The following is a 23,414-nucleotide window of genomic DNA, read 5'->3' as shown; positions in this document are numbered from 1 at the left end:
AGCTACGCTTACTTTGGTGCGGATGTGCTTGAGGCCGAGGCGCCTGCAGGCCTTCTGGAAAGCGAAGGATTTGTAGCACGAGCCGTTGTCGGTCATGACGCGCTCGACCGTCACGCCCAGGCTCGCATAGTAGGCGACGGCAGCCTTTAGGAAGGCAACGGCGCATCCCCTTTTCTCGTTCTTCAGGACTTGGCTGAAGGCGATGCGGGAAGCATCGTTGATACAGACATGCACATACTCCCAGCCCGGTCCCTTGCCACGGGAGCGCAGGTTGCTCTGTCCACGCCGATCGCCGGTGATGCGATGGCCGATCTGATTGAACTTGCCGAGCTTTTTGATGTCGATGTGGATCAGTTCGCCCGGGTTCTCGCGCTGATAGCGTCGGATCGGCTCGGCAGGCTCCAGCGCCGAGAGCCTGTTGAGGCCCAACCGCCGCAGGATCCGGCTGACGGTCGCCGCCGATACCCCGACCTGGACGGCAATATGCTTGCCGGTGTGGCGTTGCCGGCGCAATGTCTCGATCGCCGTGCATGTGGAGGACGCCGTTTGGCTTGGCAATGAATGGGGGCGTGAGGAACGATCTCGCAACCCATCCACACCTTCTGTACGGTAACGCTTGACCCATTTGGCAACAGTCTTCGGTGTTACGTTGAACTGGCGCGCGGCAGCTGCCTTGCACAGCCCTCCTTCAACAACGCTTCGCGCCATAGCCTCTCGACCTTTGGGCGTCAGAGGCGCATTCTTGTGAGTGTCCATTCGGTCCCCCGCGAATCACTGTTCGTTTGGCGACATCTGTAGCGCGTCGATCTGGATGGGAAGCGTATTGCCTCACGTATCGATGCTCCCGGGCGCGATCGGTTGCCTCATTTATTTTGCTCCTGGCTTGGGTTGAGGAGGAGGCCGGGTGCGGAGATGGCCGGGGTTTCGGAGCGCCCGGCCTCCTCCGCTGGCAGCCGCTACATCATTGCGGTGTCGTGACCTCTGACCTTGGTGGCATTTTCTCTGTAGGAGCGAACAGCAGCGCATTCGCTTGCTCGCTACGCCAGGATTTAAGCCGCCGTTGAAGCGTTCGAAGAAGCTTGTTCGGGTAGGCTCCAGGATATTCCACCTGCAGGCGGGAGAGCAGTTCGCTGCCAGTCCGCCAGGGCTCGGCTTCAAACCATTTTCGCAAATCTGGCGTTGCGCGAATGAGCGGGTCGGGACGCCGCCGGCCTCTTTTCGCCTTCACGATTGGCCGATCCGTCGGTCGCATAGCTCCGTCCTTCCAGGCCGTTCGCAGGCTTGCCAGGAAGCGATCGGTCGATTGCGATGCCGCAGCAGGATGGACGATTGGTTGGGTATCCGCGAGGGCCGCGAGGCGCTCCTGCGCGTCGCGGATGTCGCGCAACAACGCGACCGGATCGAGAGCGGCATAGATTTCTTGGAGATGGTGGCGGACTGCGTCAGGCGTGCGGGCGTCGGCGGCCAGGCGCTGGTGGGGTGTTGCCGGCGCGCTGTATGTCTTGCGCACACGAGCACCGTCGCGCTGCTTGGCTATCAGCTTGAACGAGGGTTGGAAGAAGTTTACGAACAGCCGCGCTGCTCGATAGAGTTCTGCCAGCAGCTCGGCCGCTTCCAGGCCTTCGAACCGACGATAGCCGACGATCCTGCGCACGACCGCGCCGTTCTTCTGCTCAACGAACGCCTGGTCATTCTTCCGGTAGGGGCGGCAACGCGTGAAGACAATGTTGGCTGCCTCGCAATAGCCTTTCAGCGTCTCGTTCATGAACACCGTATCATTGTCAGTATCGAGGCCGAGCAGCGCAAAAGGCAAATGTTTGCGCAATTCCGTCAGCACCGTGCTCAACAGCGTCTGTTCGCGCACGATCAGGGGAGCGCACTCTGTCCAGCCAGTAGCAATGTCCGTGAGCACGAGGGTCTGGATAAAGCTGCCGCGCGCAGATGGTCCGCTATGCGCTACAAGATCAGCCTCGACGAATCCTGGCGCCGGATCGTTCCAATCCGCCGACGTCCGTATTGGAACACTGCGACGCAGAGAATGCGCTGTGTGCCGCCGGCGCTTGCGACCCAATTTTTCTCGGATCGGCACCAGTACGCGGTCAATCGTCGCAGCGCTCATCGCCAAAAGCTTGGCGCGGATCTCGGGGGCAAGGTCGAGGTGGCCATGCCGTTCCATCGCCTCTATCAGCGCAGGCATTAACGCCTTCAGCCGCTTCCCGCAGATCCGGTCTGACGCTTCCCAAAGGAGCACGAGCGCGTTGTGTTCTGCCTCATTATAGATCCGACGTCGCGGCCGTCGGCCTGGGCGGGCGTCTTCCTGGCCTCGAAGTAGTCGCATCGGATGCTTGCGATGAAACCCAGTGATGTCGACGAACTCATCTAATATTCGTGCCTTCTTCGCGCGATCCGAATGCCGATAACGCACGCCTGCCGCCGCCGTCAGTTCCTTCCGCGTTGCCATGCTCAGCCGCCCCATCTGCGCCCCCGCTCGTCCCCGATTCAGGGGAGCAATTTACGTGAGGCAACGGCTCAGCATCCGGTAACAATTAAGGCGAGGCAATGCGCTTGGGCCTGTGCAGGATGAGCTCGGCCTTCCCAAGTAGGGCCGTAAGCGCTGTTCAGCGGCCACCTACCGGATGACGGGGTGATCTGCGAGTCTGCGGTTGTTTGAGCCGTTAGGCTTAGAATGGACACAGTGCGTAGTGCTATCGCGGAGCCGGTGCGTCGGCTTGAGGTCTTCACCGGAGCCGGCCGTCGGCGGAAGTGGAGCGACGAGGACAAGGCGCGGATTGTTGCGGAGACCGTGGCGAGCGGCGACTCGGTCTGTTCGGTAGCGCGACGGCATGGATTGTCGCCGCAGCAGTTGTTTGGCTGGCGCCGTCAGTTGCGAGAAGCAGCGGACGGTCATTCCGAAGCAGAAGAAGTACAGTTTGTACCGGCGGTGGTGGATGCCGTAGTGCCGGCGGCCGCTCTTGGCCGTGAGCGCAAACCGGTGCGTTGCAAGCCCAAGCCGGATGCCGGGATCATTGAGATCGAAGTCGACGGCATCACGAGCCGGGCCGGTCGTGGTGCGGACCCAACGATGATTGCGTCAATCGTCCAGGCGCTGAAGGCGAGCCGGTGATCGGTCCGTCGGGCGCGGTCCGGGTGATGGTGGCGACCAAACCGGTAGACTTCCGCAAGGGCATGGAAGGGCTTGCGAACCTGGTGCGCGAGAGCATGGGGGCTGACCCATTCTCGGGAGCTGTCTATGTGTTCAGGGCCAAGCGGGCGGATCGGATCAAGCTGGTGTTCTGGGACGGAACGGGTTTGTGTCTGTTCGCCAAAAGGCTCGAGGATGGGATCTTCCGCTGGCCGAAGATCGAGGACGGCGTGATGCGTCTGTCGGCGGCGCAATTGTCGGCGCTGCTGGAGGGGCTCGACTGGCGGCTTGTGCATGAAGCACGGGCGACGCCGGCGCCAACACAAGCGGGATAGTTGTTGGCGGCGCTGCGGCGAAGTGAATCAGGAGCGTCGGACGCGTCGCCAGATGGCGGCGAATATGCTCTGATTTGGGTGTGAGCGACGCCCTGCCTGACGATCTCGAGACGCTGAAAGCGATGCTGCTTGCCGAGCGGTGCGAAAGCGAACGGCTGCGTCAGATCATCAAGGAATTGCAGCGACATCGTTTTGGCCGACGGGCGGAGACGCTGCCTGAAGATCAGATGCTGCTGGGTCTCGAAGACGTCGAGCAGGTGGCAGCGTACGGCGAGACAGCGCAGGACGTCAGCGCACCTGAAGGCCGTGATGCGCGGGCTCGCAAGCGCCGCGGTAACCGTGGCGCCTTGCCGCCGCATCTGCCGCGGATCGAGGTCGTTATCGACATCGACCATAAGATCTGTCCCTGCTGCCAAGGCGAGTTACATCGGATCGGCGAGGATAGAAGCGAGCGGCTGGACCTGGTCCCGGCGCAGTTCCAGATCCTCGTGACCCGACGTCCCAAATACGCCTGCCGTGCTTGCGAGGACGGTGTCATGCAGGCGCCGGCCCCGACCCGGTTGATCGAGGGCGGACTTCCGACCGAAGCCACCGTCGCCCAGGTTCTTGTGTCCAAATATGCCGATCATCTGCCGCTCTATCGGCAGGCGCAGATTTACGCCCGCCAGGGCATTGAGCTCGATCGTTCGACGCTGGCGGATTGGGTAGGACAAGCAGCCTTCCACCTGCGTCCGTTGCATGAGCGCCTCCTTGGCAAGCTCAGGCAACGGCCAAAGCTGTTCGCCGACGAGACGACGATGCCGGTGCTCGATCCCGGCCGTGGGCGCACCAAGACCGGCCAGCTCTGGGCTTATGCGGCTGACGACCGGCCGTGGGGCGGCGCCGATCCGCCGGGCGTCGCCTATGTCTATGCCCCCGATCGCAAGGCCGACCGACCAATCGCCCACCTGGCAGGCTTCAAGGGGATGCTGCAGGTCGACGGCTATGCCGGCTATGGCAAGTTCGCCGAGCGTGGCGAGGTTCAACTTGCATTCTGCTGGTCGCACATGCGGCGTAACTTCTATGAACTTGCCGCTCCTGGTCCCGCGCCCATTGCAGGCGAGGCGCTCAAGCATATCGCCGAGTTCTATGCCATCGAGAAGGATATCCGTGGCCGTAGCTCCGAGGAGCGCCGTCTCGTTCGGCAACAGAAAAGCCGGCCACTGGCGGAAGCCTTCGAGCGGTGGCTCCGCGCGAAGCTCGCGTTGATCAGCCAAAAGGGCAAGTTGGCTGACGCCATCCGCTATGCGCTCTCACGCTGGGAGGGTCTGACGCGCTTCATCGGTGATGGCCGTATCGAACTCGACAACAACGTTGTCGAACGCTCTATCCGTCCGATTACGCTCAACCGGAAAAATGCGCTGTTCGCTGGCTCCGACAGTGGTGCCGAGCACTGGGCCATCATCGCCTCTCTAGTCGAAACCTGTAAGCTGAATGACATCGATCCGCTTGCCTACTTGACCGACGCGCTCACCAGGATCGTCAATGGCCATCCGAATAGCGACATCGATCAGTTGCTGCCGTGCGCCTATCGCAGTCACGATCTCAAAGCTGTGGCCTGAAAACAGCGCTTACGTAGGGCCGGAGCTCGGGGGAAGACGGCAGGGCACGGGATCGCCCCAGGATTAGGAACCTGCTGATCGATGTGTTTACAGCTTCTGTCTCAGGGCTGTGTCTTCATCGACTGTCAGCTTACCTGCAACGGGAGTCAATCAACAGCCCAGACCGACGTGCCATCGCTGTGCCGGACGATATTCGCTTTGCCACCAAGCCGGATCGCAGCGCAATCGGCACTCGCTGCCGATATGTCATTCGCGTGAGTGACCGCCGATGCCGGGCAAGCTCGTAACGGCCCCGTCAGTGGTGATCAGCGCCGGCGGATCGGTTGACAGCCAGCCTCGTTCGCCCGTTCGGCCACGGAGATCGGTTAGCGGCTGGGTGAGTTCAATTACGTGCGCACTACCTCCAACACGAGGGATGTCAACGCAGCCGAACGTGTTCTCCCGGCCGGCCTGGCTGAACGTGGGTCCATGACGCTTTACACAAGGTGGTAGTCGCTCGGACAGCTTCTCTTGCTTGCAGGCTAAGTCCACACCTTCTGTCGCTATCAGCGCAGGATTTCGGCTACAGCGGGGCCAGATTGAACAAATTTAGCTCGAGCAAGCCGATAATGTTTCCGGTGAATAAGCCTGTCGATGCCCAGGGTCGCAGAGCCAAACCTAGGTTGGGAAGGAATACGCCTTTTGGTTAACTCAAGATCCCTCATGTCCGCCGATTCCTGCGGTTTCAACCGCACGCTGACGAAGCTCCAATCTTTCAAGAAAGAACATCATGATCCGGTAGTCGGCAACGCCGCAGTAGCGAGAGAAGCGTCGGGATCGGCGAGAGCGATGCCAGGCACGAACAATGCCTTTGTGCAGTTTTCCAATATCCAGAAGACCTACGACGGCGAAACGCTGGTCGTTAAGAATCTCAACTTGGAGATCCCCCGGGGTGAGTTTCTGACGATGCTGGGGCCTTCCGGCTCCGGCAAGACGACGACGCTCATGATGCTCGCGGGCTTCGAGGCGCCCACCCATGGCTCGATCCTACTGGGGGGGCGCTCTATCGACAACATTCCCCCGCATAAGCGCGACATCGGTATGGTGTTCCAGAACTACGCGCTTTTTCCCCACATGACCGTGGAGGAGAACCTCGCCTTCCCACTCAAGGTCCGCAAAGTCGGCAAGGCCGAGAGCGAGGCCAGGATCAAGCGGGCGCTCGACATGGTCCGGCTCGGCGCCTATGGCAAGCGTCGGCCTGGTCAGCTCTCCGGTGGCCAGCAGCAGCGCGTCGCGCTCGCCCGCGCCCTCGTGTTCGATCCCAAGCTCGTGCTGATGGACGAGCCGCTCGGCGCACTGGACAAGCAGCTGCGCGAGCAGATGCAGCTCGAGATCAAGCATATCCACCAGGATCTCGGCGTCACCATGGTCTATGTGACCCATGATCAGAGCGAAGCGCTCACCATGTCGGATCGCATAGCCGTGTTCAACGACGGGGTCATCCAACAGCTCGCCGCGCCCGCCGAACTGTACGAGCGGCCGCAGAATGCTTTTGTCGCCCGCTTCATCGGCGAGAGCAACCGGCTGGACGGCAAGGTCGTGGGGATGAATGGCACGACCTGCAAGGTGGAGATTGCGGGCGGCAGCGTGGAGGCGCTGGCGATCAATGTCGAGGCGGTCGGTGGGCCGACCGTGCTGTCGTTGCGGCCGGAGCGGGTGAAGCTGAACCCGGCACCGGGATCGCTGCCCAATATCTTCAGCGCGAACGTTGCGGAGGTGATCTATCTGGGCGACCACGTGCGCATCCGGGTTTCGGTCTGCGGCCATGATGACTTTGTGATCAAGCTGCCGAATTCGGAAGGCGAGGTGCAGGTCGAACCAGGTGCCGCGATCACCCTCGGCTGGAAAACGGAGGATTGCCGGGCGCTCGAGGCGTCCTGACGACAATTCGGGCCGCAGGGCAGGTCGGGTTTTTGATGATGCCGCTTCCATCCTGGAACGGCGCAGTAGGGAGGAAGTAGACGATGAGGAAGACATTGATGGCGGCTGGTGCCTCTGCCGCAATCGGTCTAGCCGCCAATACACTCGCGCCGGCCAAGCCCGCCTTTGCGGAGGATCAACTCAAAGTCACCTCCTTTGGCGGCGCATACCAAGCGGCGTTGCGTAAGGCTTATTTCGAGCCCTTCACGAAGGCAACTGGCATCAAGATCACCGAAGATGAGTACAATGGCGAGAACGCCAAGATCCGCGCCATGGTCCAGTCCAATACCGTGAGTTGGGACGTGGTCGACGCTTGGCCGGTCTGGGTCCCTATACTGTGTGATGAAGGGATCATTGAAAGGATTGACTGGAAAAAGCTGGAACTCGACCCGACAAAATTTCTTGGCGGCGACATGTATGATTGCGGGGTACCCTCGGTTACGACCGCCACGGTCATCGCCTATGACAAGGACAAGCTCCCCAACGGCCCGAAGACCATCGCCGACTTCTTCGACACGAAGAGATTCCCTGGCAAGCGCGGACTGGCGAAGAGTGCGTACTACAAGCTCGAGTGGGCGCTGATCGCCGATGGCGTGGCCGTCAAGGATGTCTACAAGGTCCTCAACACGGCCGAGGGCGTCGATCGCGCCTTCAAGAAGCTTGACACGATCAAGAAAGACATCATCTGGTTTGACACCAACGCCCAGGCGCCGCAGCTTCTGGCTGATGGCCAGGTCGTCATGGTCCAAGCCCTGAACGGCCGCATCTACGATGCCGTCAAGAACTCCGGCAAGCATTTCGAAATAATGTGGGATACCCAAGCGAGAGAGTTTGGCGTCTGGACGATTCTCAAGGGCAGTCCGCATCGAGACGCCGCCTACAAGTTCATCGCCTTCGCTTCCTCGCCCCAGGTGCAGGCTAACCTAACTCACTACATCCCGTATGGGCCGGCCAACAAGGATGCGATCGCGCTTGTCGACCCAACGATCCTGCCCCACCTTCCGAATGCGCCCGACCATACGAATGCCTGGACGGTCGACAGTGCATTCTGGAACACGAAGGGTGAGGAGCTGCGCCAGCGCTTTACGGCGTGGCTTGCGAAGTAGCACCAAACGAAGGAATGGCGGGGAGCACTTAGGTTCTCCTCGCCTCTCCAGCGCACGAACGGGAGAGAAGTCGGGTAGCGACAATGGCGCTCAAATCGCTGGGCTGATATCACATCGCAGCCCGCAGAGCTCATCTACAGGCCGGGGTCGGCACAGTGGTGGCCATGACACCTATCCAGCTGCCATTCACGCGGTACCGACGACTAGCTATACAGCTTGCCCGTTTTCTTCGTCGCAGCTCCGCATGTTACTTCCGACAATCGGGCCCCGCAGCAATAATCACGATTGCGGTAGCGACATCCTGTCAAGCGTCCTGCAGTGATTTCGGCGGCGCGCTCCGTAAATGAATGAAAGATCACAACCGTTTTGCCGCCGGTGCAAGGATTTCGCTGCCGATCACCGCATTATCAATGAGACGGAGAGACGCGGCAGATAGAACATGCCGGCCATCCAGGGATGACGACGATCATGTGCATCGCCTTGATCCAGGCTCCAAGAAATCACGTCCGGTTTTCGGTTCTCGTCGTTCTAGGACCACCACTATCAGGATGCCCTCTGACAAGCCACGCGCGACTTGCTGGCGTCAGCGCGAAGGCTGACGTCGTAAAGCCTCGCGCTTTGCCCATTAAGCGCAGAAGTTCTGCTTGATGCGCGGGCCCATCGGTTAAATCCGGAGTCTGCGCCGGAGTACTATGATGGGATGAACTTATTAGGGTTCTGCTCAGCTTGGCATATTCAGCCTTGAGCTAGAGGAAAGGGTGACCATAGCCCGGATGTCCAGCAGGCCACGCAATGCCCCCACGAATTCCGCAGTTGAGCCGGAGAGGGCGCCGGCGATCCACGCCGATGTGCGTGATCGCCGAACCGGCCAAGGCTCGTGGCATGCCGCGATATCGGAGCGGCGCATTCGGAGCTCGAACGTGATTGCGGCGATCAGGCCGGCCGCGAAGCTGAGCAACCTTGTATTGGGCGCAGATTCTGCTCTCGATGCAGATCCACGGCAACGTAACGGTGGAGGAACCGGAACTCAAGTGCGTTTGACGCGACGAGCGGTCGTCGGGAGGAGCGTCAAGAATCCGCCACTGTATGGTTCCGCGCTAGCTCCGGCGGCGTTCGCAGGGGCGATCAATGCATAGATTGCAACGACTTCTTCGTCCGAAATCGATCGCGGCTTTTGGCGGCCGGCAGGCGGCCACCGTCGTGTCGGAATCCATCAAGATGGGCTTTGCCGGCGCGATCTGGCCAGTGCATCCCACCAAGGACGAAGTTGCTGGCCGCAAAGCTTATCGTTCAGTGGCTGAGCTGCCCGATGCTCCCGATGCTGCCTTTGTCGGCGTCAACCGGCATCTAACCATAGAGGTGATCAGGGCGCTGGCCGAGCGCGGTGCTGGCGGAGCAGTCTGCCTTGCTGCTGGATTCCGCGAAACGGAAACATGTGAGGATGACGGCGGGAGATTGGAGGCCGAGCTCGTCGCCGTCGCGGGCCAGATGCCACTGATCGGGCCGAACTGTTACGGCCTCATCAACTATGCTACCGGCGCGGTTTTGTTACCCGACCAGCATGGAGGGATCAGGCTGGCCGAGAACGGCCGTGGTGTCGCCATCATCACACAGTCGGGAGGTATGGCCGTCAACATGACGATGCAGAAGCGCGGCCTGCCGATCGCCTTCTTGCTTTCAGCCGGCAACCAGGCGCAGACCGGAATTTCCGAAATCGCGCTCGGGATAATCGAGGACGAGCGCGTTACCGCGCTCGGCCTGCACATCGAGGGATTCGACTCCGCTTCCGGCTTTGAAAGACTGGCGGCGCGGGCGCGGGAGCTGAAAAAGCCGATCGTTGCGTTGAAGGTGGGCCGCTCCGAGCAGGCAAGAAAGGCAACGCTATCGCACACAGCTTCGCTTGCCGGCTCGGATGCGGCATCCGACGCCTTTCTGAAGCGGCTCGGCATCGCCCGCATTGATTCCATTCCATCATTCATCGAAGCGCTGAAGCTTTTGCACGTCACCGGACCTCTCCCTGGGTACCGCCTATCGTCGATGGGCGGCTCGGGCGGCGAAGTCTCGGTGATGGCTGATAGCGCCGTAGGGCGGTTAGTGCATTTCCCTCCGCTTACGGACCAGCACCGCGCCCATGTCAAGTCGGTGCTCGGGTCGCTACTGGCGGTGGGTAACCCACTCGATTTCAATACCTTCATTTGGCACGATGAGCGGGCACTGATCAAGACGTTCACTGCCATGGTGTCGGGTGGTTTCGACTTTAACATGTTGTTACTCGACTTCCCGCGTTCCGACCGCTGCTCGAATGCTGACCGGTTGATGGTTGCCCGCGCGTTCGAAATGGCACTGAAGACCAGCAGAGCACAGGGCGCGATCGTCTCCTCACTACCGGAGAATATGCCCGAGGAATATACAGCCCAAGTAATTGCCGGCGGTCTTACGCCCCTGTGCGGCTTTTCGGAAGCCATGGACGCAGCCCAAGCGGCGGCCCTCATCGGCTGTGCCTGGCGCGAGCCGTTAGCTCAGCCGATCGATACCACAGGTGCCGGCGCATCCATACTCGCACGTGTGACGCAAGACGAAGCCGAGGCCAAGGAAAGGCTGATTAGGGCGGGGCTGCCGGTGCCTAAGGGGGCGCGCGTCAGTAATGCCTTGGAGGCAGTCGCCTCGTCCACGGCTCTTGGCTTCCCGGTCGCACTGAAGGTGCTCGGCGTCGCCCACAAGTCCGAGCTGGGCGCCGTACGCCTAAACCTCACCGACGCCGAATCGGTTAGCGCCGCTGCATGCGACCTGCTGAAGATCAGTAGCGACCTGTATGTCGAGAGAATGGTGCATGGCGGTGTCGCCGAACTCATCGTCGGCTTCACTCGCGATCCGATGTTCGGTCCTGTGATGACGCTGGGCAGCGGCGGCGTGCTTGTTGAGCTCTTGCGCGACACCATCAGCCTGCTCCTGCCGGCTACGCGGGAGGACCTCGACTCCGCACTGCGCGGCCTGAAGTTCTACCGGCTGTTCGATGGCTATCGCGGCAGGCCGAGAGCCGATCTTGAGGCGGCTATCGACGCCATTGTCGGTATCGCCGAGTTCGCGCGACAGCATGCCGGCGAGATCGAGGAACTTGACATTAATCCGCTGATCGTCTGCGCGGAAGGCAAGGGCGCCTGGATCGCCGACGCGCTGCTGGTACTTGGAAAATAAAGCGGAGCAAACAGGAATGACTGACGTCATCAGCACTCGTCGCGAAGGCGCGATCCTTGAAGTCACGTTGGACAGGCCGAAGGCCAACGCTATTGACGTCAAAACGTCCCAGCTGATGGGCGAAGTGTTCAAGAGCTTCCGGGACAATCCAGATCTGCGAGTTGCGATCATACGAACTGCTGGTGACAAATTCTTCTGCGCCGGCATGGACCTTAAGGCGAGGGCCAGCAGCGACATCATAGATGATGATTGGGGCATCGGAGGATGGGGAGGCCTTCAGGAGCTGCGTGACCTCAACAAGCCGGTGATTGCCTGCGTTAACGGCATAACAGTTGGCGGTGGATTCGAGCTGGCGCTCTGCTGCGACCTTATATACGCGTCCGAACATTCCTCTTTCGCACTCCCTGAATTGCGAGCCGGAACACTGGCGGACGCGGCGACGATTAGGCTGCCCAAGCGCATCCCTTATCACATCGCGATGGGTCTTCTACTCACGGGACGATGGATGGATGCGGCGGAGGCGCACCGTTGGGGCGTTGTCAACGAGGTGTTGCCCAAGGAAAAGCTTGAGGAACGCGTTTGGGAGATCGCGAGGCTGCTCGCCAATGGCCCCCCGCTGGTGCTCGCGGCCATCAAGGAGACAGTGCGCGTGGCCGAGACGCTGTCGTTCCAGGACGCAATGAACCGAGTAGCGGGCCGTCAGCTCGCAACCATTGATGCGCTTTATGGCTCAGAAGACAGACTAGAAGGCGCCCGGGCATTCGCAGAGAAACGCGATCCGGTTTGGAAGGGCAAGTAGCCGCGTGGCGCCGGAACGCGTCCTGACCTGTTACTATTCTCGCCATCCGATCGTCTCTGGCAGCCGACGGCACGGCCGATCATACAATGCGGCTTTGCCGGGCACGCCTATCCGGCCCGTTCTGTTCGGCGGCCACCTGATTCGCGGCTTGGACCTGATCGGCCTCTTCGAGGCTGAGCCGCAATTGATCTTGGCGCCTCGGCACGCCGGCCGAAGTGGTGAAGCTGAAGCTCCTTGATATCGTAGGTAGCTGTCGGTGAGCCCCCCTTATCGCGGCGCATCTAACTTGATGAAGGGATTTCCAATGACCAGCCCATGCTAGTCGCAATGTTCGACGAAACTTCTTGCAGATAGCGCTCCTTGACTCGAATGGTCGTCCCTGCGGCCTGCGCCAACGTAGCGCTGAGCCACTTCGCCGCGGCGCAGTCGCGTTATGGCGACGCGCCGTCACCTACTCATCGTCGGCATCACTCACGGGGCGAGGTCAAGGACGTTCTGGTGAGGGAAAGGCTTGAGGGCCACGTATGGAGAGCCGCCAAGTTGCTCGCTCACATTTGCCGCGACCGAGGAGCGCCTGCATCGACTGAATACCGCGCCCGCACATCCCAAGCGTTGACGCCTCGGGACGAATTAATTCACTTAATTGTATCCGTACGCTGGATTTGAGTGCCAATTCGGCGCCAAATGCATAAAAGAAAAATCGACGCCAACTATTCTTCCGTTCGCGGGCTGCCGATATCGTTACAAAATCTCAACTTCGTTCGGCCGTCGTCCACGGACGGAGCTCTGTCGCAACATGATCCTGCATTCGTACCCGTCCTCGCCCTATACGCGCAAAGTGCATATTGCGATCCAGCTGCTCGGTTTCTCCGATCGTGTTACCGTGCGCAACGCCGATGTCAGCGATCCCGCCGACCAGCTCCGGCGGGATAATCCGCTCGGCAAGGTTCCGGCGCTTTTGCTTGGGAACGGCACTTCCGTCTACGACTCGCCAGTTATACTCGAATACCTCGACCATCTCGCTGGAGGCGGCCGCATTATTCCGCGTGAGCCCGAGGAGCGCCTTGCGGTTTTGACACTACAGGCTTTGTGCGACGGGGCGCTCGATGCGTGCCTGCTTATCTATGCCGAGAGCTATTACCGCACCCCTGAGCAGCGCGTCGCGCGCTGGGTCGATCGCCATGCCGGGAAGGTCGAACGTGCTCTTGCCGCCCTAGAGGCCACGACGCCGGCGCTGTCGGGCATGCCCAATGTCGGCCAGATTGCGCTCGCCTGCTTGCTCGGCTATCGCGATTTTCGTTTCGACAAAACCTGGCGCGACACCCATCCGCGCCTGCACGCATGGCACGATGCCTTCGCCGCGGCAGTGCCCGCCTTCGCCGCTAGCGCGCCGTTCGATTTATAGGTTGGAATGGCTTCTGCGTCCGAGATCGATCGCCGGTTTTCGGCCGCCGGCAGCTTAAGCTCGACTTTATCGGCAAACTCTGGCCCGTACACCCCTTCAGGACGTAGTCATCGGCCACAAGGCCTACTGCTCGGTCGCGAGCGGCTTTGTTACCCGACCAGCATGAACGGATCAGGCTGGCCGAGAATGGCTGTGGCATCGCCAAATCGGCTTCTTGCCTTCAGCCGGCAACCAGACGCGGACCAACATTTTCGGTATCGGCTCCCAATGATCGAGGACGAGCGCGTCACCACGCTCGACGTGCACATCGAGGGTTTCGACCCCGCTTCTGGCCTTTTGAAAGACTGGCGGCGCGGGCTCAAACTCGCGAACATCAAGTCGTCAATGAATTTATTTCGATGAGATCGCGGTCGAGGAGGCGATCCGCCGAGCTTGTGGAAGATCACGAGGCCGACGCTTCTCCGCGTCCGCGACGTGTTTGAGGATTTTTGCCCGCCACGCGCGGCTAGATGCCACCGCCAGGATTCACCTGAATGCCGCGGTCGGCTCGAGCGCGATGCAGATCGTCTCGGCTGCCTGCTGGTCCGACCGACACCACGATGAACTCGGTCGCCTTGACACGCTTCCCTCAGCCGCAAGACCAACTGCTGGCCGAGCTTCTGCTCGGCTGGTCGCACGACACCGTCGCATCCAAGATCGTGGTCTATGCCAACTGTGCATCGTCTATGTGCAACTCGATTATTGTCGGCAAACGCGCGAACGATTGCCAGCGTGTTGATAGTAGTTCGGCTGAGAAGAGATTTCACTTCGGGCACGTGAAACTCTGAGAGAAAGCTTTGCTTTTGGCGATCAAGTGCAGGATTTCTGCTTGGCTGCCGCCCGATTGGCTGATTTAAAAACCTTCAAAACGGTAACGTGCCCCGAGATCGAGCTTTGGACAGATCAAGCTCAGCGACGGAGGGGATACCAATGATTTCCGAAGTGTTCATTACCTGCGCCGTCACAGGAGGTGGTGCGGTAACTACTCCAAACGTTCCGATAACTCCGGAGGAGATCGCTGATTCGGCCATCGAGGCGGCTCGGGCGGGAGCGGCGGTGGTGCACATCCACGTCCGTGATCCTAAGACCGGTCGGGGTTCGCGTGATCCAGCACTTTACCGGAAAGTGGTGCAGCGAATACGGGATTCGAATGTTAATCCGGTAATAAACCTAACCGCTGGGATGGGTTGCGATCTTGTGCTGGGTGGCCCCGACTGCCCATTGCCGGCGGCGGCCGGCACAGACATGGCTAGTGCACAGGAGCGGCTCGTGCACGTAGAGGAATTGCGCCCGGAGATCTGTACGCTGGATTGCGGAACGATGAATTTCCGTGGCGGCCGCGAGTATGTCATGGTCAATACCGCTGGAATGCTGAGCGCAATGGCCGCGCGCGTACAAAAGCTCGGTGTCCGCCCTGAGCTCGAGGTTTTTGACTCCGGTCATCTGTTACATGTCCACGAGCTGATTGAGGAGGGAGTGATCGACAATCCACCGCTGGTTCAGCTCTGTATGGGAATTCGCTACGGTGCGCCCGACAATCTGACCAATCTCTTGGCCTTGATCCATCAGCTCCCTCCGGGCGCGATCTACTCGACGTTCTCGATTGGAAGAAAGCAGTTGCCGTATGCCGCGTTGGCGCCCCTGGTTGGCGCCAACGTGCGCGTCGGCTTGGAGGACAACCGGTATCTGGCGCGCGGACAGTTGGCTACCAATGCTGGGCTGGTGCAGAGAACAGTCGAAATTCTGGACCGGATGGGAGTGAGGGTGATGAGCCCTGATGAGGTACGACAGAAGCTGGCGCTGAAAGTGCACGCCTGAGGAGTCAGTCCATGATTGAGAAGAAGCCGCGAACCGTCGGATTGTTGGGTGGGGGGATCATTGGCAGCGGATGGGCCGCACGATTCATCCTCAATGGGGTCGATGTGCGGATCTATGATCCCGCCCCTGGCGCGTTCGATTGCGTGCACAAGACGGTCACCGAAGCGCGACGAGCGTATCGTCGATTGACCGCTGTTCCGCTACCGAGGGAGGGTACGCTTACGGTCGTGGACTCTGTGGAGGAGGCCGTTCTCGGAGCGGAGCTTGTGCAAGAATCTGCCCCGGAGCGCTTAGAAATCAAGCGGCAACTCCTGGCGGCTGCTAGCCAGGCTGCAGCGCCTGACACCCCCATATGTTCTTCGACTTCCGGATTTCGGCCGTCAGTGCTGCAGGCGGAGATTGCCCATCCAGGGCGCTTGCTCGCGGCGCATCCATTCAATCCTGTCTATCTGCTGCCGCTTGTTGAGCTGTGCGCTGGACAATGCACGGACCCCCAAATGCTAACGCGGGCTGCGGAAATCTTTCGTTCAGTAGGAATGCACCCGCTTGTGGTTCGCAAGGAAATAGATGGATTCGTTGCAAACCGGCTGCAAGAGGCAATGTGGCGCGAGGCGCTATGGTTGGTGCATGACGGTGTGGCTACCGTGCAAGATATTGATGACGCGGTCCGCTATTCCTTTGGGCTGCGCCGGGCAGTTATCGGCCCCTTCCGCATCGCAGGCGATGGAGCGGGAATGCGCCGCTTTATGGAGAAGTGGGGGCCAACTCTGAAATTCCCTTGGACGAAGCTAACTGATGTCCCCGAGGTCACTGGTGCCTTCATAGAAAAGTTAGCCGACCAATCGGATTCGCAGGCGAAGGCCGAGAACCTGACCATGGCGGAACTCGAACAGAAGCGTGATGACTGCCTTCTAGCAATACTGCAGGCGCTTCGGGGCGAAGGTTACGGCGCCGGTGAGATACTGTTGAGTTGGGAGAAAAGTCTCGCGAGCCAGAAAACGATATAGCAGATATCGCAAAGCTCCGTCTCAATGCACCGGTCGTACATCTGTTCAACGTCCTCTGGCCCGCTTTCTCGTGTTCGGTGACCTTGCCCCCAACTTGCTGAGTTCGTCCTGGCGGTTGGATTTCCCCGGTTGGGCGGTGCTAGCGACGGGAGCTGGCGCGGAGCCTTCGGCATAGCGCAGCGCCAGAATCCCGGCGCGGATGGCAGGTGAAGGCAAACTCGGACGGGGTCTTCCATCCGAGTTGCGAGTGCGGTCGTGTGTTGTTGTAATCGTCCCGCCAACATCCAAGCGTGACGCGCGCCTGGGCCAGCGATGTGAACAGCGTCTCGTTCAACAATTCGTCCCGTAGCCGGCCGTTGATGGGGAAGACGGCCCCGCTCCCTCGGCGCCGGCGATATACTGGCGATGGACGAACCCGCTAACAGGAGCAATTCACCAATGGAAGTCGCGACAATTGGGTTGGACATTTCGAAGCACGTATTTCACATCCATGCAGTTGATGGCCAAGGCCAAGTGGCCGGTCGCCAACGCCTCCGGCGAGGCGAGATCGTGTCGTTCTTCTCCTCGCTCGCACCTTGCCTAGTCGGCATTGAGGCCTGTGCGACTGCTCACCACTGGGCGCGGGAGATTCGGCAGTTTGGACACGATGTGAGATTGATCCCGCCAGCCTATGTTAAACCCTACGTACGAAGAGGAGCCAAGAATGACGCCGCTGACGCGGCCGCGATCTGCGAAGCGGTCACCCGTCCCAATATGCGGTTCGTTCCAATCAAGAGCGTGGAGAACCAGGGCTTCTTGATGCTTCATCGTGCAAGAGGCTTGTTGGTCCGCCAACGCACCATGACAGCCTGCGCCATTCGGGCTCACTTTGCTGAGTTCGGAATCATTGTCGGACAAGGCCGGCAACGGGTGGATGGTCTGGTCGACTTGTTGGATGACGAGGAACTGACACTACCGGCCCACGCCCGCATCGCACTGGCCGTCCTTGTGAACCAACTGAAGGAATTGGGCCGGCAGGTCGAGGCCATCGAGCGCGAGCTGGCTCAGATCCAGCGAGTAAATCCGATGGCGAAGTTGCTGTCGTCGATTCCCGGGATCGGTCCCATAACGGCCACGGCTCTCGCCGCGACCGTGCCGGACGCGACCATGTTCCGCTCCGGGCGGGAATTCGCGGCCTGGCTTGGCCTGACGCCTAAGCAGAATTCCACCGGCGGGAAGGATCGGCTCGGCCGGATTACGAAACAGGGCGATTCCTATCTCAGGCACTTGCTTGTCATCGGAGCGCGTAACGTCGTTCGGTACCCAAAGGTACGCTCCCGGGTTGGAGACGGCTGGATCGAAGCCCTGCTTGGACGGCGTCGGCCCATGTCGTCGCCATCGCCGTTGCCAACAAGTTGGCACGGATCGTCTGGGCGATGATGACGACCGGGGAATTCTATCGGTCTAAGCTCGCGACCTGAATGTCGCGTATGTTGGCCACCTTATGGTGTGAGGGCAGATGACAGCATGATGGACACCGGCGGAGCTGGGGATCGAGCAAGCCCGAAGAGCTTTAAGCGCAACAAGCGCGACCCGTTGATGAGGCCTCGATCCGCGATCTCCATCAGGGCCAGCGGCCATGGCATCGGTCGCACAAACAGGCCGTATACATGAACGCACCCGACCGGTATCCAAAGTGCTGCTGAAATCCCTTGCATCCGCGGGGCCGTCTATACATGAAGCTCTCGACGAAGGCGTTCTGCATGGGCTTGCCCGGCGCGATGTAGTGCCATTCGACGCGGCTCTGATCGGCCCAGGTCAGGATGGCATTGCTGGTGAACTCGCTGCCGTTGTCGCTGACCACCATCTTCGGCTTGCCGCGCTCCATCACCAGCCGCTCCAGTTCCCGCGCCACCCGGGTGCCCGAGAGCGAAGTGTCGGCCACCAGCGCCAGGCACTCGCGCGTGCAATCATCGACCACGGTCAGGATGCGGAAGCGGCGGCCATCGGTGAGCTGATCCGATACGAAGTCGAGCGACCAGCGGTCGTTCGGCGCCATCGGCACTGTCATCGACGCCCGGGTTCCGATCGCCCGCTTGCGGCCGCCTCGGCGACGAACCGCGAGCCTCTCTTCCCGGTAGAGCCGGAAGAGCTTCTTGTGGTTGATCAGATAACCCTCCCGCTTCAGCAGAACATGCAGGCGCCGATAGCCGAAGCGACGGCGCTCCTGGGCGATCGCTCGCATGCGTTGGCGAAGGCCAGCATCGTCCGACCTGGTCGTCTGGTATCTCATGGTCATGCGGCAACAGCCGATGGCTTTACACGCCCGCCGTTCGCTCATCCCGAAGGATTCCCGCAGATGGGCGACAGCTTTCCGCTTGGCCGCGGGCGTCACCATTTCTTTCCCAAGAGATCCTTCAAGGCTGCGTTGTCCAGCATGGCATCGGCCAGCAGCCGCTTCAGCCGCGTGTTCTCATCCTCCAGCGTCTTCAGCCGCTTGGCCTCTGAGACCTCCATCCCGCCGAACTTGGCTTTCCATTTGTAGATGCTGGCGTCGCTGACGCCGTGCTTCCGGCACAGATCGGCGACCGAAACGCCGGCCCCGTGCTCCTTCAAAATTCCGATGATCTGCTCTTCCTAAAAGCGGCTGCGCTTCATGCTCTGGTCCTTGTCGTAGGCCAGAACAAACTTCAAACTGGATTAAGCCCGCGGGGCAAGGTCAGGTAGCTGGTTTAAGTAAGGGCGGTCCCGGCGGAGTGCAAGCTGTTGGCCTACGCGTCCGGCAATCGGGTCGCAACTATGAATGTGAGCTTCGGCGAGGACGAGCTCGCTTTTCGGGATGAGGTCAGGGCCTTCTGCCGAACCGCTCTGCCTTCCGATCTTCGCGAGAAGTTGGTCTCGGGGAGGCGTCCCAGCAGGGAGGAAAGACTGCATTGGACGCGGCAACTGGCAGCGAAGGGGTGGGGTGTGCCGCACTGGCCTATCGAGTATGGCGGAACAGGCTGGGATCAAATCAAAAGATACATCTTCAACGATGAGTTGAGCCAGATCCCGACTCCGGATTAGCTGGCGGTGGCGCGGATCTAGTCGGACCGGTGATCTACACATTCGGCAACGAAGCGCAGAAAAGCTACTATCTGCCACGAATCGTCAATGTGGAGGATTGGTGGTGCCAGGGATTTTCGGAGCGGGGAGCTGGCTCTGATCTCGCATCACTCAAGATTCGGGCAGTACGTGACGGCGGCCGCTATATTGTTAACGGTCAAAAGACGTGGACAACTTCGGCGCAGTATGCCGACTGGATATATTGTCTGGTTAGAACCGATCCCGACGGGAAGAAGCAGCGGGGTATTTCGTTTCTGTTGGTCGATATGAAATCGCCCGGCGTCACGGTGCGACCGATCCAGCTAATCGACGGAAGTTATGAAGTAAGTGAAGTCTTCTTTGATGACGTTTGTGTTCCCGTTGACAACCTTGTCGGCGAGGAGGGCCGCGGTTGGGATTACGCCAAGTTTCTACTTCGCACGGAGCGCACCAATGTCGCGGCTGTCGCCGTGGCAAAGGAGCACATCCGGCGAGTCGAGGCCCTCGCCCGCAGAGTGCAGCTCGCCGGCCAGTCGCTATACGACCTTCCCGCGTTCCGCCAGAAAGTTGCTGCGATCGAGGTTCAATTGAAGGCGCTCGAGGTGATGCAGCTTCGTGTCGTTGCCAATCAAGAAAATCAACAAAACCGTGGGCTCGACCTTGCGAGTTCTATCTTGAAACTGAAGGGGACGGAAATTCAACAAGCTATAGTCGAACTTTTGATGGATGTAGTCGGCCCCTATGCGCTCCCCTATACATCTGAACAAGATCTTGACCTGACCAGCAAGCCGTCCATTGGTTACGATTGGGAAGCGACTATCGCGCCCGCTTATTTCAACGCGCGCAAGTTCTCGATTTATGGAGGTTCGGACGAAATCCAAAAGAACATTATTGCTAAGGCTGTTCTGGGATTGAGTTTTAGTTGAGCAACGAAGCGGCTTGCCAGCTACTTTCTTTCGGATGGGCTCCAATCCGGGTTTATCGAATGAGCTTTACGCTAACGGATGAACACCGTCTGTTGAAAGACACCGGAGAATTGCTGGTATTCGAAAGCTGCGCCTTTGATAGTCGCATGTATCAGGCGAGCAGGATCCGCTACAGCGAGGCCCAGTGGGGACCTTTTGGGGAGCTTGCATTCTTGAGGTGCTTTCGAACAACATGGTCGGCTGGGGAGAGGCGTTCCGCCAAACGACTGGCAGGTCGGCCAGAGCGGCAAGGTCCTTGCGCCGGAGCTGTGCATGGCGGTCGAAATCTCGGGGGGATCAGCTCCTCGGCATGAATGATTGCGAGCTGATCGTCGCCATCAACAAGGCGAGGACGCGCCGGTCTTCCAAGACACGGAGGATGGGCTGTTGGGACCTCTATCTGGCTCTTTGCGAATTCGTAGAGGAGCGCATACGGAGCGCGTGCTGATGAGTTAGCTTTTCGTGTAGGAGCGGAAGTTGCGTTTTATGGCAAGCATCATGAGCCTGGGCGTGGGCCAGTAGTGACAGGAGGGTCAAATGAACGAAGGGAAGCGGGTTGCAATCGTGACCGCCGCGAGCCAGGGCCTCGGAGAGGCGATAGCTCGCCGGCTGGCGGCAGACGGTTACGAGCTGGCGCTCTTTGCTCGATCGGAAAAGGTGGAAATCCTTGCTGCAGAACTGAATGCTCTTCCAATGCGCGGATCTCTTACGGATCCGCATGACCTGCAAAGGTTGGTCAGCACAACGATGGATCGTTTTGGAAGGATCGATGCGCTTGTTTGTAGTACCGGTGTTCCTGCCAAAGGTGAGCTGTTAGCCATCGATAGCGAGACATGGCATCGCGCGCTAGACTTGGTTCTGTTGCAGGCCGTGCGACTCTCGAGTCTGGTGACACCGCCAATGGTGGCTCAGGGAGGCGGTGCTATCGTGAACATATCGAGTTGCAACGTACGTGAACCTTCTGTGCTCTATCCAGTTGGTTCAGTAATGCGCGCGGGACTCTCAGCGTTCGCTAAGCTCTATGTAGAAAAGAATGCCCAATGTGGCATTCGCATGAATAATCTGCTGCCCGGATACTTCGAAAACTATGAGCAGCCAGCCGAACGCGTGGCGTCGATCCCTGCAAAGCGGCTTGGTAAGCTAAGCGAAATCGCCGGCTCTGCCGCATTTCTTTTGTCAGCAGACGCAGGGTATATCAACGGGCAAGATATTCTCGTCGATGGTGGGCTGGTCCGGGCAATCTAAGGGCAACTCGGCATCCCCGAGACAACTTCGACAAAATGCTGCTTGTTCGGACTACCTTTCGAGCGAACATTCACTCCATCTGGGAGATTCCGTTCTGACAATCGGGACCGGCTCCGCTATCAATCAGCAGAGTACCGAAGAGGCATCATCAGACGACGCAACTGCCTTCGCATTTGCTTGTAATGTGGTCCCCACAATCAGGTCGAGGCGGCGCACAACGAAAGAGGGGGCCAATGCGCCGCCGATAATGCCGGTGCTGAGGTACGCGACACGGGTCCTGAATGCGTTACTCTTCTCTGTGCTCAAGGAGTCAAGCCCTTCTCGCGTAGAGGGCTTGCGGATGCCGCCTAAGCTCTCGGAGCGGCGGCAGCAACTCGAGTCGGACGCTCTCAATCCGATCTCGGAAAGAGAAGCCGGTAATCTTTGTGGCCATACGCCGGTCCCCTACTTCTACGGCGAATTTAGACCTCTTGTTGTGTTCGCAAGGCAATTTTGCGCTGGATTCGCAGTATTGCTGCTCATTTTTTTCGAAGGCAGAGCCTCTGCAGGCGGAGTAGCTCTGCCCACCTAAGATAGCAGGAGAAAACATGGGAACTGCCCTTATTTTCAAACGTCCGGACAATGGGGACGCCTCCGGCTATCTCGCCAATGCTGCGAGCGGCAATGCACCTGGCGTGGTCGTGATTCACGCGGTGTGGGGCTTAACGGACCATATCAAAGCGGTATGCGACCGCTTCGCGCTGGCGGGTTTCGATGCGTTGGCGCCGGATCTTTACAACGGAGAGGTGGTGCCGTTTAACGACCTTCATGCCGCTGATCTCAAAATGAAGTCGCTCGACTTGATCGACGCGACCACGCAGAGTGTGCGCGGCGCCGCTCAATACCTCGCGCGCAACGGCACCAAGGTGGGCCTGACCGGTTTCTGCCTAGGTGGTGCCTTGACTATCATCGGCGCTGCTAAGGTCCCGGAGCTCGCGGCAGGTGTCGTGTTCTACGGCATTCCGGCGCGGCATGCCGCGAAGCCCATCGATGTCGGGATTCCCTTGCAGGCGCACTTCGCCAACAAAGATGATTGGTGCACGCCTCGGATGGTCGATGGCTTCGCAGAGGAGATGAATGCGGCCGGCAAGTCGCTGGAAGTCTTCCGCTATGATGCGGAGCATGGGTTCGTAAACGAGCAGCTCCCGTGCCATAATCGCACCGCCGCCGAAGTCGCCTGGGGCCGCACAACGGGCTTCTTCAAGAAGCACCTGGGGTAGACTCGGGCTCGGTAATCGGTGATCGCGACTGGAGGAGAGTCAACCGCGAGCAGATCCGGCCCGCAAAAATTCCGCTAATAAGGTAGATAGTCGGGTCCAAAGAGCCACTGAGAGTCTGGTCCTGCGCGGGGATAGTCGGCAAATCATTTACACGCAGCCGTTAGCGGCGCTAGAAGCACGGCACGAGTCTACTCGTGGTCCCGCCGGTGCGGCCATGAGAAACAGGATGGGTTGGGCGCGGCGGAGATCGTGCACGTCATTGCGGCCGATGAAGTCCGCGCAACCCTCTCCATCATCTCGCGCGTGGCAGACGAGGCGGCCGCGGCCCTGTGCGCCGAAGCGGTCGGCTGTTTCGACCGTATGCAGGATAACACCGTGGGCTATCTCAAACTGGCGCGCACAGGCTGGCAAGAGGATCGTCTCCAAGCGCTGCAGCACCAGGACGTGACGTGCAGTCCGTGAGCATGTGCGCGTCA

The 23,414-nt window shown here is 59.8% G+C and carries 16 protein-coding genes and 6 pseudogenes; 18 read left to right on the top strand and 4 right to left on the bottom strand.

Features of this window, described 5'->3' with window-relative positions; translation table 11 throughout:
• Window positions 1–12 precede the first annotated feature (12 nt).
• Window positions 13–756: pseudogene (locus P6U29_RS34340) on the bottom strand (helix-turn-helix domain-containing protein); the annotation flags it as partial.
• Between the two features lie 205 nt (window positions 757–961).
• Window positions 962–2,476, bottom strand: a complete 1,515-nt coding sequence (locus P6U29_RS34335) for an ISNCY family transposase (RefSeq protein WP_407114660.1) — start codon at window positions 2,474–2,476, stop codon at window positions 962–964.
• 210 nt (window positions 2,477–2,686) lie between these two features.
• Here P6U29_RS34335 and tnpA point away from each other — a divergent pair, with 210 nt between their 5' ends.
• The 12 genes from tnpA to P6U29_RS34275 all read left to right on the top strand — a co-directional run bounded on the left by tnpA (window position 2,687) and on the right by P6U29_RS34275 (window position 16,406).
• Window positions 2,687–3,124 (top strand): IS66-like element accessory protein TnpA, encoded by a 438-nt coding sequence (gene tnpA, locus P6U29_RS34330; RefSeq protein WP_407114659.1) that lies wholly within the window; start codon window positions 2,687–2,689, stop codon window positions 3,122–3,124.
• Window positions 3,121–3,477, top strand: a complete 357-nt coding sequence (gene tnpB / locus P6U29_RS34325; RefSeq protein WP_407114658.1) for an IS66 family insertion sequence element accessory protein TnpB — start codon at window positions 3,121–3,123, stop codon at window positions 3,475–3,477. Before tnpA ends, tnpB begins: the two co-directional genes overlap by 4 nt.
• Window positions 3,478–3,599: 122 nt before the next feature.
• The gene (gene tnpC / locus P6U29_RS34320) at window positions 3,600–5,078 is read left to right on the top strand and encodes an IS66 family transposase (RefSeq protein WP_407114657.1); all 1,479 of its coding nucleotides are present in this window, start codon (window positions 3,600–3,602) and stop codon (window positions 5,076–5,078) included.
• An 828-nt stretch (window positions 5,079–5,906) separates the two neighbouring features.
• Window positions 5,907–6,998 (top strand): ABC transporter ATP-binding protein, encoded by a 1,092-nt coding sequence (locus P6U29_RS34315; protein WP_407119492.1) that lies wholly within the window; start codon window positions 5,907–5,909, stop codon window positions 6,996–6,998.
• 83 nt (window positions 6,999–7,081) lie between these two features.
• A complete protein-coding gene (locus P6U29_RS34310) occupies window positions 7,082–8,143 on the top strand; it encodes an ABC transporter substrate-binding protein (RefSeq protein WP_407114656.1) in 1,062 nt (353 codons plus the stop codon).
• A 1,128-nt stretch (window positions 8,144–9,271) separates the two neighbouring features.
• Entirely contained in the window at window positions 9,272–11,338 is a 2,067-nt protein-coding gene (locus P6U29_RS34305; protein WP_407114655.1) for an acetate--CoA ligase family protein, read from the top strand.
• 16 nt (window positions 11,339–11,354) lie between these two features.
• A complete protein-coding gene (locus tag P6U29_RS34300; protein WP_407114654.1) occupies window positions 11,355–12,137 on the top strand; it encodes a carnitinyl-CoA dehydratase in 783 nt (260 codons plus the stop codon).
• A gap of 796 nt (window positions 12,138–12,933) precedes the next feature.
• Window positions 12,934–13,542 (top strand): glutathione S-transferase family protein, encoded by a 609-nt coding sequence (locus tag P6U29_RS34295; RefSeq protein ID WP_407114653.1) that lies wholly within the window; start codon window positions 12,934–12,936, stop codon window positions 13,540–13,542.
• Window positions 13,543–13,809: 267 nt separating this feature from the next.
• Window positions 13,810–13,944, top strand: coding sequence for a hypothetical protein (locus tag P6U29_RS34290; RefSeq protein ID WP_407114652.1), 135 nt, complete (start codon window positions 13,810–13,812; stop codon window positions 13,942–13,944).
• A 197-nt stretch (window positions 13,945–14,141) separates the two neighbouring features.
• Entirely contained in the window at window positions 14,142–14,369 is a 228-nt protein-coding gene (locus P6U29_RS34285) for a hypothetical protein (RefSeq protein ID WP_407114651.1), read from the top strand.
• A gap of 142 nt (window positions 14,370–14,511) precedes the next feature.
• A complete protein-coding gene (locus P6U29_RS34280) occupies window positions 14,512–15,399 on the top strand; it encodes a 3-keto-5-aminohexanoate cleavage protein (RefSeq protein ID WP_407114650.1) in 888 nt (295 codons plus the stop codon).
• Between the two features lie 11 nt (window positions 15,400–15,410).
• Complete coding sequence (locus P6U29_RS34275) at window positions 15,411–16,406, top strand: 3-hydroxyacyl-CoA dehydrogenase NAD-binding domain-containing protein (protein ID WP_407114649.1); 996 nt, start codon at window positions 15,411–15,413, stop codon at window positions 16,404–16,406.
• Between the two features lie 45 nt (window positions 16,407–16,451).
• On the opposite strand, the pseudogene P6U29_RS34270 reads toward P6U29_RS34275, so the two are convergent.
• A pseudogene (locus P6U29_RS34270) lies at window positions 16,452–16,764 on the bottom strand (transposase); the annotation flags it as partial.
• An 80-nt stretch (window positions 16,765–16,844) separates the two neighbouring features.
• Here P6U29_RS34270 and P6U29_RS34265 point away from each other — a divergent pair.
• Window positions 16,845–17,866: pseudogene (locus P6U29_RS34265) on the top strand (IS110 family transposase).
• A 257-nt stretch (window positions 17,867–18,123) separates the two neighbouring features.
• On the opposite strand, the pseudogene P6U29_RS34260 reads toward P6U29_RS34265, so the two are convergent.
• Window positions 18,124–19,013 (bottom strand): annotated as a pseudogene (locus P6U29_RS34260) (IS3 family transposase); the annotation flags it as partial.
• 171 nt (window positions 19,014–19,184) lie between these two features.
• Here P6U29_RS34260 and P6U29_RS34255 point away from each other — a divergent pair.
• From P6U29_RS34255 to P6U29_RS34235, 5 genes and pseudogenes are all read left to right on the top strand, one after another.
• Window positions 19,185–20,395: pseudogene (locus P6U29_RS34255) on the top strand (acyl-CoA dehydrogenase family protein).
• 249 nt (window positions 20,396–20,644) lie between these two features.
• Window positions 20,645–20,890: pseudogene (locus P6U29_RS34250) on the top strand (FAD-binding protein); the annotation flags it as partial.
• Between the two features lie 81 nt (window positions 20,891–20,971).
• Window positions 20,972–21,679 carry an SDR family oxidoreductase gene (locus P6U29_RS34245; RefSeq protein WP_407114648.1) on the top strand — a complete coding sequence of 236 codons (708 nt, stop codon included), beginning with the start codon at window positions 20,972–20,974 and terminating at the stop codon, window positions 21,677–21,679.
• Window positions 21,680–22,266: 587 nt separating this feature from the next.
• Window positions 22,267–22,938 carry a dienelactone hydrolase family protein gene (locus P6U29_RS34240; protein ID WP_407114647.1) on the top strand — a complete coding sequence of 224 codons (672 nt, stop codon included), beginning with the start codon at window positions 22,267–22,269 and terminating at the stop codon, window positions 22,936–22,938.
• 231 nt (window positions 22,939–23,169) lie between these two features.
• Entirely contained in the window at window positions 23,170–23,400 is a 231-nt protein-coding gene (locus P6U29_RS34235; protein WP_407114646.1) for a hypothetical protein, read from the top strand.
• The last annotated feature ends 14 nt before the right edge of the window (window positions 23,401–23,414 follow it).

The organism is Bradyrhizobium sp. LMG 9283 (assembly GCF_045571415.1).
GTDB lineage: Bacteria > Pseudomonadota > Alphaproteobacteria > Rhizobiales > Xanthobacteraceae > Bradyrhizobium.
This window is presented reverse-complemented; position numbering and strand designations above follow the sequence as displayed.

Coding starts and splice junctions, on each gene's coding strand:
- P6U29_RS34335 (WP_407114660.1), bottom strand. CDS start 2,476: ATGGGGCGGCTGAGCATGGCAACGCGGAAGGAACTGACGGCGGCGGCA.
- P6U29_RS34285 (WP_407114651.1), top strand. CDS start 14,142: ATGAACTCGGTCGCCTTGACACGCTTCCCTCAGCCGCAAGACCAACTG.
- tnpA (WP_407114659.1), top strand. CDS start 2,687: ATGGACACAGTGCGTAGTGCTATCGCGGAGCCGGTGCGTCGGCTTGAG.
- P6U29_RS34240 (WP_407114647.1), top strand. CDS start 22,267: ATGGGAACTGCCCTTATTTTCAAACGTCCGGACAATGGGGACGCCTCC.
- P6U29_RS34280 (WP_407114650.1), top strand. CDS start 14,512: ATGATTTCCGAAGTGTTCATTACCTGCGCCGTCACAGGAGGTGGTGCG.
- P6U29_RS34295 (WP_407114653.1), top strand. CDS start 12,934: ATGATCCTGCATTCGTACCCGTCCTCGCCCTATACGCGCAAAGTGCAT.
- P6U29_RS34300 (WP_407114654.1), top strand. CDS start 11,355: ATGACTGACGTCATCAGCACTCGTCGCGAAGGCGCGATCCTTGAAGTC.
- P6U29_RS34305 (WP_407114655.1), top strand. CDS start 9,272: ATGCATAGATTGCAACGACTTCTTCGTCCGAAATCGATCGCGGCTTTT.
- P6U29_RS34275 (WP_407114649.1), top strand. CDS start 15,411: ATGATTGAGAAGAAGCCGCGAACCGTCGGATTGTTGGGTGGGGGGATC.
- P6U29_RS34310 (WP_407114656.1), top strand. CDS start 7,082: ATGAGGAAGACATTGATGGCGGCTGGTGCCTCTGCCGCAATCGGTCTA.
- P6U29_RS34245 (WP_407114648.1), top strand. CDS start 20,972: ATGAACGAAGGGAAGCGGGTTGCAATCGTGACCGCCGCGAGCCAGGGC.
- tnpC (WP_407114657.1), top strand. CDS start 3,600: ATGCTGCTTGCCGAGCGGTGCGAAAGCGAACGGCTGCGTCAGATCATC.
- P6U29_RS34290 (WP_407114652.1), top strand. CDS start 13,810: ATGATCGAGGACGAGCGCGTCACCACGCTCGACGTGCACATCGAGGGT.
- P6U29_RS34315 (WP_407119492.1), top strand. CDS start 5,907: ATGCCAGGCACGAACAATGCCTTTGTGCAGTTTTCCAATATCCAGAAG.